We start from the raw sequence: 13,780 nt of genomic DNA, 5'->3' as shown, positions 1-13,780 counted from the left end.
CCAAAAAGCCGAGCCAGTCCATTATTTGCGTATGTCACCTAGTTTGATCTAGTTCAAATATTTCCCGTCTTTTTCAGCTTTTTCCTGATTCACACCCACGATTTGCCGGCACGCCTCAACCGCCCCGCCGAAGCATGAAAAACGGGCCGAAGCTTAGCTTCGGCCCGTTCTCAATCTCACCTTTAATGATGGAAAGTCACGGCATAACCGGCAACTTTTCCAAAGCCTGGACCAATTCCACCTCGATCAAGCACCAATCGCTGCCCTTATCCATCACCTTACCCAGGGAGAGCTGGAAATGCTTGCCCTTGGCCGTCATGTAGAACTCCTTGCCCAACACATATAAGGATAGCGGCAGCAATAAGGCGTTCACTACCTTGCCCGAGCGCTGGCACGGCACGAACAAGGCGATATGCCCGGCCAGCCAAACCTGTTCAGGCGGCAGCGTGGGATCGATCAGCCTTACATCGGTTGGCCGCAGCGAAGCCGCCACCGGTCTTCTACTCAGGGTTTCAACCCCGAGGTAGATCTGATCCGCCGAATTACGCTTCACTCGGCGCACCACGCCCAGACTCCAGCCATCCACCGATTTCTCGCGAAAACCGATCAAGGCGCCCAGGCCCACCCATTCGTTCCCCATCGCCCCCAAAGTCACACCCAATCCGGTTTGGCTGACGTTGTCGACTTCCCAGCGCGAAAACTCTTCTTTTGCCGGCTGAGAAACAGCCTCCCCGCCCAAGGCAAGCCCAGGCATCGGCGCGCCCTTGTCCCGCTTCCTGGTGGTAACGAAGCCATAAATACGGATATTGGCCGCATCATCGAAATTACCGTCTTCCAACGCGCCCGTTTGCTTGGCCTCGTCCACGACCCGAATCAAACGGTGCAGCACGGGCAGGCGATACGCCACTTCTATGCTCTGCCCGGAAACGGGCACCCGCTCCGCCCTTTCAAAACGCATTTGCTGGGGGGCCCACTCCCGCATCAAAGCGCGCAAGGTATTGGCGTCTATGCCCGGTTCCATCATGCGTTTAATTTCAGGCGGCACTCTGCCGGCGTCCAATACAATGCTCCAGCCGTGCAGGATTTCGACCAGATCCGTTGTCCCCCAGTAGCGCGCGGCTTCGTCCACCAGGCCGCCCGACGCTCTTGCCGCGGGATGCGGTCCTTTTAAAGAGACCACAAAACTCGAATGTTCCGCGCAAGCCCGGGTTAATGACATACGGTTGCTAAGCACTTGCAGCAATTGATAGGCGAAGTGCAATTGCCTGGCGCTGAGATTGCCCCCGGTCAACACGGCGAGCATATGCAAGATGAGGAATTGATCCTGAACCGTCGTCGCAGGCTGACCATCGCCGAACAGAAACACCGGCACGGAATCGCAACCATGATGCTCGGCGAACCAATATAGCTGGTTGACCCCCAGCCAAAACGCCTCTTCCGGATTAAAGCTTCGAACCCAATGCCAACGCGCATGCTCGCCAAGATAGAACATCATCCGCGACAGCACGATGGGCAGCAGCGTCAGCACCTTGGCGCCTTCAACGGAATCGGCGTCGACCGTCAGCACATGCTGATAACTATCGATGAAGCATTTGCCGTACGCCAGTATCTGGCTTCGCAATTGCGCTTCCAGCGCCTTGGGCATGCGCGTATTCAGCAAGTATTGCGCGCAGAGGTTTTCGTGCAGCGATTCGGTCTCTTGATTGAGCGCCAGCAGCGCCTCGACGCGATCCACCGAGATATTGTGCCAATCCAACTCCAATGGCGACAGCAAGGCCACCACGCGCTCATGCGCGGCCGCCCCATGCTCCTTCTTCAAAGCCGCCACGAACTCCCTGGCCGCTTCCGCGCTGGCCAACGGGTCGGAGCGACCTTTAGCCCCTCTTGAAAAAAAATCCAGCATAGCCGCCCACTCTCAAGACAATGTCAGCACATTTCAATCACTACGCGAAACAGCTTGAACGCTACATCCATTTATAGCAAGCCGCAAGCCGGCCCGCTGGCCGTCGGACAAAGAAAAAGCGCCCATGACAGGCGCTTTCGAAATTCATTGCAAACCCGCAGTTTGCTTAGATAGCCAGAGCGTCCAGAGCTTTGCCGCTGGAGATCCACTCTTGTACCCACACCGGCTTACGGCCGCGGCCGGTCCAAGTCAGCTCCGGGCTGGCCGGGTGACGATACTTGGCTTCCACCGGCTTGCGCACGCCGCCGGTTTTGCCCAGCACTTCTTCCACGCTCAGACCATAAGCGCGAGCAAGTTCAATGATTTGTTTCTTGGCTTTGGACTTTTCTTCGCTTTCGCGGCGCTTGATTTCAGCTTCGACATCGGCGCGCAGAGCCACCAGCTGAGTAAAATCCAATTTCGACAGTTCCATTAGCATGTTCCCAAATATATTGTAAGAGTAGTGGTGCGTTACAGATGATAATGTAGCCAAGCCTTTCCACTCAAGTCAAGGAAACAAAACAGAAATTATCAATTAATTCTCAGCCCCCTCATTCAAGGAATAGGGCAGCTCCAGTTGTTGAAGCCTTATTGTGTATGCCTCGTCAGCGTAAATACCTTCTTCCCAGGCTTGAAATTGAACCACGGCCAAGCCTTCATATTGATCCGGCGCCACTTGGCAAACCGCAGCCACCATGCCAATCGACTGCCCCGCCACGGACGGGCTATAGAGTTTGGCGCCGATGGCGAGCGGCTGTTTAAATGCCACTTTGAACATGCGGCGCTTCATTTTCCCCAAATACTGCGATCTGGCGACGATTTCCTGCCCCGGGTAACAGCCTTTCTTAAAGCTTACCCCGCCAATCAATTCCATATTCGCCATTTGCGGCACAAACTGCTCCTGAGTCGCCAGACTGACCCAAGGGATGCCCGCGTCAATATCCCGCCAGTCCCAAACGCCGGAGGACACCAGGCTCGCCGCCTCCGTCAGCCTTGCGCCAAGCTGCTCTGCGCCGGCCTCATCCACCGCCAGCACCCAGCCCGCCCCGGGCAGGCCTATCAACAGGCCCAATTCAACTCGAATCATTTCACGCGGCCCAACGCTTGCCGCCAATGCCGGCTCAATGGCCAGCGTATTCAGCGCCGTCGCGCCTGCAAGGCCAATCAAGGTCAGATTATCCGCAATGGATACCTTCACCTTGGAGCGCAAGACAAACATGCTCAGGCGCTTGGCCACGTATTCGGCCAGATCCGCCGACACCGCCAGGCAATAAACGCCGTCGCTCCGCCAAACCAGGAAGCTGGCCAGCATTCGTCCTTTGGCTGAAGAGTAACTGCTGTACTGGGCATGGCTTTCGTCCGACAACTCCCGCACATCGCTGGAAAGCTGCCCTTGCAAAAAGGCCTCCGCGTCCTCTCCCGCCACCTGGATGATTTTATGCTTATCCAGAACCGATATTGCGGCGCCTGCGCGCAAAGACTCCAACTGCCGCAAATGAACATTCATTTCCGCCGCATCTTTATTTGCCCGCTCCGCGCGCGCATCCAGCCTGAGCTTACCGTCCAGATTCATTTAACCCACCTCAAAAACGCGGCTATTCCCGCATTGTCAACAAACGAAATTTTAACGCGCCGCCGCCTCCCTTCGCCAGCGGTGAATTGCGGGCGTCAACGCCACGTCCAAGCCGCCCGACAGACGCAAGCGATTTTCAGCCGCGCAAGTGTTGACAGCCCGACAGGCTGAAGCTATAGTTCGCCCTCACTCAAATCCCTGATAGCTCAGTTGGTAGAGCGACGGACTGTTAATCCGCAGGTCGCAGGTTCGAGCCCTGCTCGGGGAGCCACTCCGGCCCAGTTTGAGAATTGCTTGTTTTCCATTCCCTGATAGCTCAGTTGGTAGAGCGACGGACTGTTAATCCGCAGGTCGCAGGTTCGAGCCCTGCTCGGGGAGCCAAAACAAGCCCGCATCACCGCATTATGATCCCTGATAGCTCAGTTGGTAGAGCGACGGACTGTTAATCCGCAGGTCGCAGGTTCGAGCCCTGCTCGGGGAGCCAAAATTTCAAAAGCCACAATCTCCGGATTGTGGCTTTTTCCATTTTCGCTTCCGTTTTACAATCGGCCCACCCTCCCCATTGGAATAATAATGATTTCCAGACCGATTGCCTTTGCCGGGGGCGCCATCCTGCTCTGGGCCTCTCTGGCCGCGCTTGGCGCTCAAACACGCTCGCTTCCCCCTTTCTTCGTCGTCGGCGTCTGCCTGCTGATCGGCAGCCTGCTCAGCCTGCGCCATTACCGCGACTGGAAAGTCCCGGCGCCCACCCTGCTGGTGGGGATCTACGGCTTGTTCGGCTATCACTTCCTGCTGTTCTTCGCGTTTCGGCACGCGCCGGCGATGGAAGCCAATCTGCTGAATTACCTGTGGCCGCTGCTGATCGTCATGCTCTCCCCCATCCTGGTGCCGGGCACCGTGCTGCATGGCCGCCACATCCTGGCCGGTGCGCTGGGCTTCAGCGGCGCAGCGCTGATCGTCAGCGGGGGCAAGCTCGCCTTGTCCAGCAGCCATCTCGCCGGTTATCTGCTCGCCATCGGCGCCGCCGTGGTGTGGTCCACCTTCAGCCTGCTGACCCGCAGGCTGCCCAGCTTTCCCAATAGCGCGGTGGGCGGCTTCTGCCTGCTGTCCGGCCTGCTCTCCTTGCTGTGTCACGCCCTGTTCGAACCCAGCGTCGCCCCCAGCGCCGGCCAATGGCTGGCCCTGATCCTGCTCGGCATCGGGCCGATGGGCGGCGCCTTCTTTCTATGGGACCGCGCGCTGAAGGAAGGCGACCCCAGGCAGATCGGCTCCCTGTCCTACGCCACGCCGCTGCTGTCCACCTTGCTGCTGATAGGCAGCGGCCAGGGTCAATTGAACGCCGTCGCTCTGACCGCCATCGTGCTCATTCTTGGCGGCGCCTTGCTTGGCAGCCTGCCCGTCCGCTCACGCTCAGCCGCCTGAAAGAAAGACCCGCGGTGGAGCGACGGCGGCCGAATGTCCTATAATGCTTAACGCTATTTAAACAGAGGCCAACCATGTCCATTATTAAAGAATTCAAAGAATTTGCCATGAAAGGCAATGTCATCGATCTGGCGGTCGGCGTCGTCATCGGCGGCGCTTTCGGCGCCATCGTCAAATCGCTGGTCGACGATGTGATCATGCCCCCAATCGGCCTGTTGATCGGCAACGTCGATTTCTCCAATATGTTCTTCGTGCTAAAAGAAGGCAGCAAACAGCTTGGGCCTTATGTGTCCGTGGCCGCGGCCAAACAGGCCGGCGCCGTCACGCTGAATATCGGCCTGTTCATCAATGCCATGGTCAGCTTCACCATCGTGGCTTTCGCCATCTTCATGCTGGTCAAGGCCATCAATCGGCTGAAGCGCGAAGAACCGGCCGCCGCACCGGCCCCCGCCACCAAGGAATGCCCGTTCTGCGTGTCCAGCATTCCGGAAAAAGCTTCTCGATGCCCGCAGTGCACGTCTCAACTCTAAGAGCGGAGATTGCCCCGCTACGCCAACTGATTTAGAATCGGCTGGTTCTGGGGGAGTAGCCTCGGCGCGGTTTTCAGCGCCGGCATGCGTCAACAGGCTTGGCCATCACGGCCATGGCGCATGCGACGAAAACTTCCGTTTGGCAAGACCCATGACATGTCTGCGCAACGCGGGGCTGCGGCGCGGGCTTGTCATGGCGTATGCGCAGCCCCCGGAGTTTTCATGGAAGCCTTCCTTATTTCCACCGGCATCGTCGCTTTGGCTGAAATCGGCGACAAAACCCAATTGCTCGCCCTGATGCTGGCCGGCCGCTACCGCAAACCCATGCCCATCGTTCTGGGCATCTTCGTCGCCACCTTGCTCAATCATTTCGCCGCCGCCGCGGTGGGTCACTGGCTGATGAGCAAGATAGGACCGGACTTCATGCGTTGGGGCTTGGGTCTTTCCTTTCTCGCCATGGCGGGCTGGATGCTGATTCCGGACAAGCTGGATGAAGACAGCCGGCTCATGGAGCGCTTCGGCGTGTTCGGCACCACCTGTATCGCTTTCTTTATCGCGGAAATGGGCGACAAGACGCAGCTGGCCACCGTCGCGCTGTCCGCGCGCTTTCCCGAGGCCTTGCTGTTGGTGGTGGCCGGCACGACGCTGGGCATGATGCTGGCCAATGTGCCCGCGGTGCTCTTGGGCGAGGTGGCCGCGAAGAAGCTGCCGCAAAAACTGGTGCACACCGTTGCCGCGCTCTTGTTCGCCGGCCTGGGCATTATCACCCTGCTAAGCCCGTTGCAGATCTGAGGCAACGCTCAAAACAAAACGGAGGCCGCGGCCTCCGTTTTGCTTTCCTGCCGACCTGCGGCGCTTCAAGTCCGGGTAGCTCCGCGCCCAAGCGCCTCCAACAGCTGCTCCGGGTTGAAGCCCAGGCGGAAGCCGCCCCAATGCTTGCCGGACAACATGATGGGCAGCACCACTTCCGACAGCACCTCCCCGGTGTCGCGGGTATACGTCTGCAGCAGGAAAGACTGCGTGCTGCGCGCGGCCCGCAAACCGGCGGCATCGGCGAACTTGCGCTTGTCGCGGCTGTTGATCAGGTCCTTGGCCGCATCTCCGCTCAAGGGCTGGCTATACCAGCTATTGTGGGTCGGCGCGTAGCCGTTGGTGTCCACCGCCAGACAGAACACGCCGCCGGGCACGGACTTGGCGGCGCGGTCATACACCGGCTGCATCAGTTTTTCCAGCTTGGCGTCGTACTGAGTGCGGAACTTGGCCGGCTTGGCGCCGGCGATGGGCTGGTAGTTCTGATCGAACAGCGCCACGCCCGCGGCCAGTTGCGCGGCCATCATGGTTTGCAATTCATCCCGCGCCTCGCGGGCCGTTTGCATGATCTGGTCGAACTCGCCCTCGCCCAGAATGAAGCGCGCCACCAATTGCTGCACCTGCTCCGCCGCGCCGGATAATTTGGTGGCCGAGTCTTCGGTATGGTTCAGACGGTCCGTCACCTGATGGCCCAGTTCGTGGATTTCCGCCACATGCAGATTGACCTGGCCATTGGAGGCGACGAACTCCGACATGGTGGCGGCGATCTGGCTGAGACTGCTCGCCGTGGTTTCGAAGTCTCCCATCATCTTGCTGAAATGGTCGGACGCCTTGGAGACGATCTCCCGCGCCGACTTGGTGTCCTCGGTGATCTGCGCGGTTTCCACCTGGGTTTCCGACACCAGCCCCAACATGCCGTCGATATTATGCGAAATCTCGTCGGTGGCCTTTTTGACTCGCTCGGCCAGTTTGCGCACCTCATCGGCCACCACGGCGAAACCGCGTCCGCTCTCGCCGGCCCGCGCCGCCTCTATCGCGGCGTTCAAGGCCAGCAGATTGGTCTGGTCCGACACGTCCTTGATCAGATCGACAATAGTCTTGATGCTGGAGGAGCGCTGACTCAGATCATCCACCGTGTGATTGAAATGCCCCACTTTCTGGTTGATGCCGTAGATGCTCTCCGCCACGGATTTGAGTTCGGCGTAGGACTCCCGCGCCACATCCAGATTGGCCAGCGTGGTGGACGAGATCGCCTGGGTTTGCTCAGTGACCTGGCCCACGCCCTCGGTGCTCTGATCGCTGGCGGCCCGGACCTGCGTCGCCAGCTGATCCTGCTTGCGCGCGCCCTCCAGCGATTCGACCACGTTCTTGCGGGTGCGGGCCGAATCCATCGCGATCCGCACCGTCATCAGCCGCACATTGCTGATGATCTCGCGCATTTTCAGCAGGAAACGGTTATACGACAGCGACAATTCGCGGATTTCGTCATGGGTGATGGTGGGAATGTCTCTGGACAGATCCCCCTCGCCGGCGCCGATTTCATTGAAAATCCGGATAATCATTTTCAGCGGTCTGACGATGAGAAAGCGCAGATACCAGACCATGAAGGCGATGAAAGCGACGCTGACCACCCACAGCCCCATCGTCCAAAACAGCGCGCCGTCGATGCTGGACTCGATGCCGGCCAACACCTGGGGCGAAGCGACCTGCCCTTTCAGCGAACTCCGTATGTTTTCCAGCACATAATAAACATAAGCCACCATGCCCAGCTGAAACACGCTGATGAAAAAGAAACTGCACAATTTCTTGGTCAACGTATCCCAGAAAGTCTTTTCCACCAGGGTATACACGCGCCAGAACCACTGCATGACTTCTCCTCTTGCTCCGCAATCCCGTTCAGCGGCTGGTGCCGGCCCCGCGCCCTCCGGCGCTTCGGGCCCGCCCGTCGCTGTTATCTAGAATTATTGTTGTTTATTGACTTCAGTCAGCCATGCTAAGCGATAGCGGCCTTGTTTTTGGAATAGTTGGCTGACTATTGATTATCATCAAATAGGCCATGTCAATGTATTACAAATCCCCGTTTCCGTGTTGCCTTCTCCACACCATCCAGCACTCCCGACCGCCAAACACCGGCACGCCCTCCGCCTGCGGCACGCAGCTCTCCAACACGAAAGCCGGCTCCAGCAAAGCGCTCAAGGCCGGCATGCCCAAGCCGAACGGCGGGCCGCGCGACGTGTCCGCAATAAAGAACACTCCAAGCAGCACGCCACCGGGGCGCAACAAGCGCGCCATCTTTTCCGCATAGCGGGCATGCAGGCGGGGCGGCAACGCGCAGAGAAAGGCCCGCTCGAACACCATGTCGAAAGACGGCGTTTCCTCAACGGCGAAAAAGTCCGCCTGCCGGATATGGGCGGCCGCCTGCGGCCACTGCGCGCGAGCGATCTCCACCGCCTGCGCGCTGAAATCGACGGCCAGCACCTGATGGCCGCAGTCCAGCAACAGGGGCAAGTCTCCGGCGCTGCCGCAGCCGGGCAGCAAGATTCGACTGGCAGGCTGAGCTTGGAAAAACGCCAGGGCCTCCGGACTCAGCCGCGCGCCCTCCCAAGGCGTCACGCCGTCGCGATACCGCACATCCCAAAACTCGGTCAAAGAACTGTCCTGCGCCATCGCCTTCCCCTCGTTCTATTCAACGCCCGCCTGCTCGCGCAAAAAGGCGGCCACCTGCGCCGGACTCCAGCCGGCGCAATCGCGCTGACACGCCGGCTCTCCCGCCCGCAGCCAACGCAGGCAGTTCCCCTCCATGCGGAACCACAAGGGTAGGCAGGGCACGCTCATCCACTCGCCCCCGTCCTCGCCCTGATGAAGCTCCGGCAGGCAGGAGAACACCGCGGCGATCTTCAATCCGCGCTGACGCAGCGGCAGCTGCAACCACACCCGCTCCCGCTCCTCCGCGTCCATGAAGCACCACTGCGAGATCTCGTCGAAGCTGCGCGCGCAGCCGCGGCAGATATCGTCGCCCACCGCGGTGGAACACACGGCGATGCAAGGCGAATCAGGGCGCTCCGTCGTCATGCCCCGGCCCTTGAAACAATAATGTCATATTTCTTGACGCGCCAAACTAAAGTGTCAGATAAATGAATAGTCATAAAAATAAAATATCCGCTGTCATGACCCGCAATGAAACCTTGATTTTCCGCACCTTACGCCTGCTGCAGACCATGCACATCCAGTATCTGGACGAACACAAACTGTTTCAGGCGCTCTCGCGCGAATCCGGCGGCGAATACAGCGCGGCCGACGTTCACGAGCACCTAGTCTACATGCAGCAAAACGGCTTGCTCAAACCCGTCCGCACCGCGGACAACCATACCGCCTACGCGTTGGATTGGGGCGGCTACGATTATCTGGACCCCACCTGAAAAATAAAAAGGCAGCGCGAAGGCTGCCCAGGGTCCGCGGCGCGACGACGCCCGCTTATAAATAATCCCGCATCCGGAAATAAGCCATGCCCAGCACCAAGGCCGGCGTGCGCAGCCATTTGCCGCCGGGGAAGGGATTATGACGAATCTTGGCGAACAGGTCGAAGCGCGAAGCGTCTCCGGCCACCGCCTCCGCCACCACCTTGCCGGCCAGGCCGGTGATGTTGACGCCGTGCCCGGAAAAGCCTTGCAGATAATAGACATTGCCGTCCAAACGGCCAAAGTCAGGGGCGCGGTTCACCGTGATGTCGCAAAAACCGCCCCAGGCATAGTCGATCTTGACGTCGGCCAGTTGCGGAAACACCCGCAGCATATCGCTGCGCATGCCGTCGGCCAAATGGGCCGGCTCGCGTCCGGAGTAACTGACCTTGCCGCCGAACAATAAGCGGTGGTCGGCGGACAGACGATAGTAATCCAGCACGAAATTGGTGTCGCACACCGCCATATCGTTGGCGATCAAGGCCTCGGCCCGCTCCTTCCCCAAGGGCTCGGTGGCGATCACATAAGTGCCGGCCGGCATGATACGCCGTTCCAGCTCCGGCACCAGCGCGCCGATGTAGGAATTGCAGGCCAACACCAGCTGGTCGCAATTGACCACGCCCCGGTCCGTCGCCACTTGCGGCCGCGCCCCCCGCTTCAGATGCAGCGCCGGGCTTTGCTCGTAAATGGCCACCCCCGCCTCGCGCGCGGCGCGGGCCAGGCCCAGTGTGTAGTTCAATGGGTGCAGATGGCCGGAGCGCGGGTCGTACAACCCGCCCTGGTAGCGATCGCTGGCCAGCCGGGTCCTGAGTTCGTCCCGGTCCCACAGCTGCATGCCGCCATAGTCATAGGCCTGCGCCGCCTCTCGCTGCCAGTCCTCCAACTCCTGCATATGCCGCGGCTTGACCGCCACGCTGACATAGCCGCGCCGCCAATCGCAATCGATGCCGTGCCGGTTCACCCGTTGCTCGATGATGTCCACCGCCTCCACCGACATGTCCCACATCTGCTTGGCCAGGCTGTCGCCCAATTGCGCACGCAGCGTGTCGACGCCGCAAGCGAATCCGGAAATCACCTGTCCGCCGTTGCGTCCCGAGGCGCCGAAGCCGATTTGCGCGCCCTCCAGCAGCGCCACGGAGAATCCGCGCTCGCGCAGATTCAGCGCCGCCGACAAGCCCGCCAGCCCGCCGCCCACCACGCAGACATCGCAGTCGACGACGCCTTCCAGCGCCGCCCCGGGCTCCCAGGGCAGAGCGGTGGCGGCGTAATAGGATGGAGCGTGAGCCTGATGGGCAAAGCTAAGCATGAAGACCTCTCAATGAAAACAGGAATGGCGGCCAAAGCCGGGCGGACCAAACGCCTCGGGGAAGAGAAGAAAAGCGGATGCCATGCGGCATCCGCTGCGGTGCGTGCGTGGGCGCTAGCGCGTCAACACCACCGGTACATCCTGGCGCCAACTGACGAAGACCGGATCTCCCCAGGTCGGCGCGGTTTCGCCCGCATCATACCAGCGCGAAGACGGCACCACGGATTTGACGACCTTGCCGCTGGCCAGTTTCACGTGATAGATGGAATAACTGCCCAGATAGGCGATGTCCTCCACCACCCCGGCGGCGACATTGGGGCCCGCCGGCAGCGGCTTGATGTCCAGCCTCACGTCTTCCGGCCGAATGCTGGCCCAGACGTGCATGCCCTTGGGGCCGGTAATCCCGTGGTCGATGCGGATGTCCCCGCCCAGCTCCGGCGAGCGCACTTCGACCAGATCCGGCTCGTCCACCACCACCGCGCCCTCGAAAATATTGCTCTCGCCGATGAATTCCGCGGTGAAGCGACAGCTGGGGTAATCGTAAATTTCGGACGGGGTGCCCACCTGCAGCAAGGAGCCTTCGCTCATGATGCCGATGCGGCTGGCCATGGTCATCGCCTCTTCCTGATCATGGGTCACCATGATGCAGGTCACGCCCACCTGTTCGATGGTATTGACCAGCTCCAGCTGGGTCTGCTGGCGCAGCTTCTTGTCCAGAGCGCCCAGAGGCTCGTCCAGCAGCAAGAGCTTGGGCCGCTTGACCAGGCTGCGCGCCAGCGCCACCCGCTGCTGCTGGCCGCCGGACAATTGATGCGGCTTGCGGTTGGCGTACTTGCGCATCTGCACCAGATCCAGCATCTTGCCCACCCGCTCCGCGATCTCCTCGCGCGGCACCTTGTCCTGTTTCAGGCCAAACGCCACGTTCTGCTCCACCGTCATGTGCGGAAACAAGGCGTAGCTCTGGAACATCATGTTCACCGGCCGTTCGTACGGCTGCAGGCCCTGCATGTCCTCCCCGTCCAGGATGATGCGGCCAGAAGTCGGCGTCTCCATGCCCGCCAGCATGCGCAGCAAGGTGGACTTGCCGCAGCCGGAGCTGCCTAGCAGGGCGAAGATTTCATTTCTGCGGATATCCAGATCCACATGATCCACCGCGACATGATCGCCGAACTTTTTCAGTACGCCGGCAATGCGAAGATAAGCCTTGTCGGCGTCGGCCTGGGTTCCGGCGGCCTGGGCGTTGTGGGCGGAAAAAGCGGCCTGGGCCGGTTTGGCGGCAATAGCTTGCGTCATTGAGTCGTTCCCTCTATTGCAATTCCGCAGCGGCGCGGGCCGGCTGCGTCCGCCGCGCAGGCCTCGTCTCGAGGCGGCGCGGCGGCAATCGAATGCCTTGCTGGATGATCGCGCCGGCCTGGGCCCGCGCGCATGGGTTCAAGAATCCGTCCGGCGTCCTGCGCCGGCCGGCGGTCCCGCCGCGAGAGCGCGTGGCCATGCCGCCACCGCCGTGCCTATTGCCAACATGATGTCTCCTCTGTACGGCGCTTAATGCGAACACGGCCCGGCGGCCGCGACGACGGCGAGCGCCTTTGTCGTTTTAGTCTTGAACAGAAGCCTATGCCACGTTTAATAAATTTGACAATATCTAGTGCAAACGCTCTCGAAAATTTATCGCCTCTGTGGCGCGCGCGCCTCACCCAGGCTGGCCGGTCAAACGCGAAAACCCGGCCCTTTCCCCTAAGACGCCGGCGGCGAAAACCCCACCATCATTGTTTAATTCGTCAAACACTTTACCCTTTTCCACCACTGGCGAATCGGCGCGCGCAGCGCCGCGTCCTCGCCACGCGTCCGCGTCGCCAGCAAATTGCCCCGCAAACGCCGACGCGCTCTAGAATGAAGCATGCATGTTGACGCCGCGCAACGCCTGACCAAAGGAATACCGCCATGCCCTATGCCGAAATCGCCGGACACAAGGTCTATTACGAACTCAGCGGACAGGGCGCCCAAGTTCTGGCGCTATTCAACGGCATCACCATGTCCACCGCCGCCTGGGCCCTGCTGCAGCCGCAACTGGAACCGCACTTCCAGCTATTGCGCTTCGACTTTCTCGGCCAAGGCCAAAGCGACCGCCCCGGCGGCGACAAATATCCGCTCAGCGAACAAGCCGACCTCGCCGCCGGTCTGTTGAATCATTTGGGCATTGCGGAGGTCTATCTCACCGGCTTGTCTTACGGCGGCATGGTGGCGCAGCACTTCGCCCATCGTCATCCCGAGCGCGTGTCGCGGCTGCTGCTGGCCGCCACGCTGGCCTGGGCCGACAGCGTCAACAACCATATCAGCGACAGCTGGATTGCGGCCAACCGCAGCGGCGGGCTGGATTTGCGTTACGCGGTCAGCGTGCCCTGGCTGTTTTCCAGCCGATTTCTCGCCAGCAACGCCGCCATGCTCGACGATATGAAGCTGATCGCCGGCATGGTGGACTGGGACGCGGTGATACGTCTGATCGCCGGCGTCACCGAGCACGACGCGCGCACCTGGCTGCACGAGCTGAGCATGCCCTGCCATATACTGGTTGGCGACGAAGACCGCCTGACGCCCTTGTATCAAGCCGAACTATTGCGCGAACGGCTGCCCGGCGCGCAGCTGGAAATTCTGCCGGGCACCGGCCATGTATTGCACATCGAGGCCGCGGACGCCTTTGTCCGCAGCATTATCCGTTTTGGCCACGGCTGAAACGCCCAT

At 60.4% G+C, this 13,780-nt stretch carries 13 protein-coding genes, 3 tRNA genes and 1 riboswitch; of the genes, 8 read left to right on the top strand and 8 right to left on the bottom strand.

Features of this window, described 5'->3' with window-relative positions; genetic code table 11:
* Positions 1-196 precede the first annotated feature (196 nt).
* The 3 genes from DB032_RS04420 to DB032_RS04410 form a co-directional block, all read right to left on the bottom strand.
* Positions 197-1,903 (bottom strand): hypothetical protein, encoded by a 1,707-nt coding sequence (locus DB032_RS04420; protein WP_107798410.1) that lies wholly within the window; start codon positions 1,901-1,903, stop codon positions 197-199.
* A gap of 166 nt (positions 1,904-2,069) precedes the next feature.
* The gene (locus DB032_RS04415) at positions 2,070-2,375 is read right to left on the bottom strand and encodes an H-NS family nucleoid-associated regulatory protein (protein WP_048414938.1); all 306 of its coding nucleotides are present in this window, start codon (positions 2,373-2,375) and stop codon (positions 2,070-2,072) included.
* A gap of 102 nt (positions 2,376-2,477) precedes the next feature.
* Positions 2,478-3,515, bottom strand: coding sequence for a folate-binding protein YgfZ (locus DB032_RS04410; RefSeq protein WP_107798409.1), 1,038 nt, complete (start codon positions 3,513-3,515; stop codon positions 2,478-2,480).
* Positions 3,516-3,710: 195 nt separating this feature from the next.
* On the opposite strand from DB032_RS04410, the gene DB032_RS04405 reads away from it, so the two are divergent.
* The 6 genes from DB032_RS04405 to DB032_RS04380 all read left to right on the top strand — a co-directional run bounded on the left by DB032_RS04405 (position 3,711) and on the right by DB032_RS04380 (position 6,259).
* Positions 3,711-3,786: transfer RNA gene (locus tag DB032_RS04405), tRNA-Asn, on the top strand.
* Between the two features lie 34 nt (positions 3,787-3,820).
* Positions 3,821-3,896 (top strand) — tRNA-Asn (locus tag DB032_RS04400).
* Positions 3,897-3,923: 27 nt separating this feature from the next.
* A tRNA-Asn gene (locus DB032_RS04395) sits at positions 3,924-3,999 on the top strand.
* Positions 4,000-4,088: 89 nt separating this feature from the next.
* Complete coding sequence (locus tag DB032_RS04390; RefSeq protein WP_107798408.1) at positions 4,089-4,937, top strand: DMT family transporter; 849 nt, start codon at positions 4,089-4,091, stop codon at positions 4,935-4,937.
* 74 nt (positions 4,938-5,011) lie between these two features.
* A complete protein-coding gene (mscL, locus tag DB032_RS04385) occupies positions 5,012-5,467 on the top strand; it encodes a large conductance mechanosensitive channel protein MscL (RefSeq protein WP_107798407.1) in 456 nt (151 codons plus the stop codon).
* 38 nt (positions 5,468-5,505) lie between these two features.
* Positions 5,506-5,688, top strand: a riboswitch (yybP-ykoY riboswitch).
* Between the two features lies 1 nt (position 5,689).
* On the top strand, positions 5,690-6,259 hold the full coding sequence (locus tag DB032_RS04380; RefSeq protein ID WP_107798406.1) for a TMEM165/GDT1 family protein: 570 nt from the start codon (positions 5,690-5,692) through the stop codon (positions 6,257-6,259).
* Between the two features lie 65 nt (positions 6,260-6,324).
* Here the strand turns inward: DB032_RS04380 and DB032_RS04375 are convergent, their stop codons facing one another.
* The 3 genes from DB032_RS04375 to DB032_RS04365 all read right to left on the bottom strand — a co-directional run bounded on the left by DB032_RS04375 (position 6,325) and on the right by DB032_RS04365 (position 9,349).
* Entirely contained in the window at positions 6,325-8,145 is a 1,821-nt protein-coding gene (locus DB032_RS04375; RefSeq protein WP_107798405.1) for a methyl-accepting chemotaxis protein, read from the bottom strand.
* A gap of 199 nt (positions 8,146-8,344) precedes the next feature.
* On the bottom strand, positions 8,345-8,926 hold the full coding sequence (locus DB032_RS04370; protein WP_158274233.1) for a methyltransferase domain-containing protein: 582 nt from the start codon (positions 8,924-8,926) through the stop codon (positions 8,345-8,347).
* 33 nt (positions 8,927-8,959) lie between these two features.
* Entirely contained in the window at positions 8,960-9,349 is a 390-nt protein-coding gene (locus tag DB032_RS04365; protein ID WP_107798403.1) for a DUF1289 domain-containing protein, read from the bottom strand.
* Between the two features lie 95 nt (positions 9,350-9,444).
* On the opposite strand from DB032_RS04365, the gene DB032_RS04360 reads away from it, so the two are divergent.
* Positions 9,445-9,696 (top strand): hypothetical protein, encoded by a 252-nt coding sequence (locus DB032_RS04360; protein WP_107798402.1) that lies wholly within the window; start codon positions 9,445-9,447, stop codon positions 9,694-9,696.
* A 55-nt stretch (positions 9,697-9,751) separates the two neighbouring features.
* Here the strand turns inward: DB032_RS04360 and DB032_RS04355 are convergent, their stop codons facing one another.
* Positions 9,752-11,041, bottom strand: coding sequence for an FAD-binding oxidoreductase (locus DB032_RS04355; protein WP_107798401.1), 1,290 nt, complete (start codon positions 11,039-11,041; stop codon positions 9,752-9,754).
* 114 nt (positions 11,042-11,155) lie between these two features.
* Positions 11,156-12,334 (bottom strand): ABC transporter ATP-binding protein, encoded by a 1,179-nt coding sequence (locus tag DB032_RS04350; RefSeq protein ID WP_107798400.1) that lies wholly within the window; start codon positions 12,332-12,334, stop codon positions 11,156-11,158.
* 648 nt (positions 12,335-12,982) lie between these two features.
* Between DB032_RS04350 and DB032_RS04340 the strand changes: the two genes are divergently transcribed.
* Positions 12,983-13,771: an alpha/beta fold hydrolase gene (locus DB032_RS04340; RefSeq protein ID WP_107798398.1), complete on the top strand. Its 789-nt coding sequence runs from the start codon at positions 12,983-12,985 to the stop codon at positions 13,769-13,771.
* Positions 13,772-13,780: the final 9 nt, after the last annotated feature.

The sequence above is a fragment of the Chromobacterium sp. Panama genome (assembly GCF_003052555.1).
Classification (GTDB): Bacteria; Pseudomonadota; Gammaproteobacteria; order Burkholderiales; family Chromobacteriaceae; genus Chromobacterium.
The sequence above is the reverse complement of the archived record's forward strand: the minus strand, read 5'-3'. Positions and strand labels throughout refer to the sequence as shown.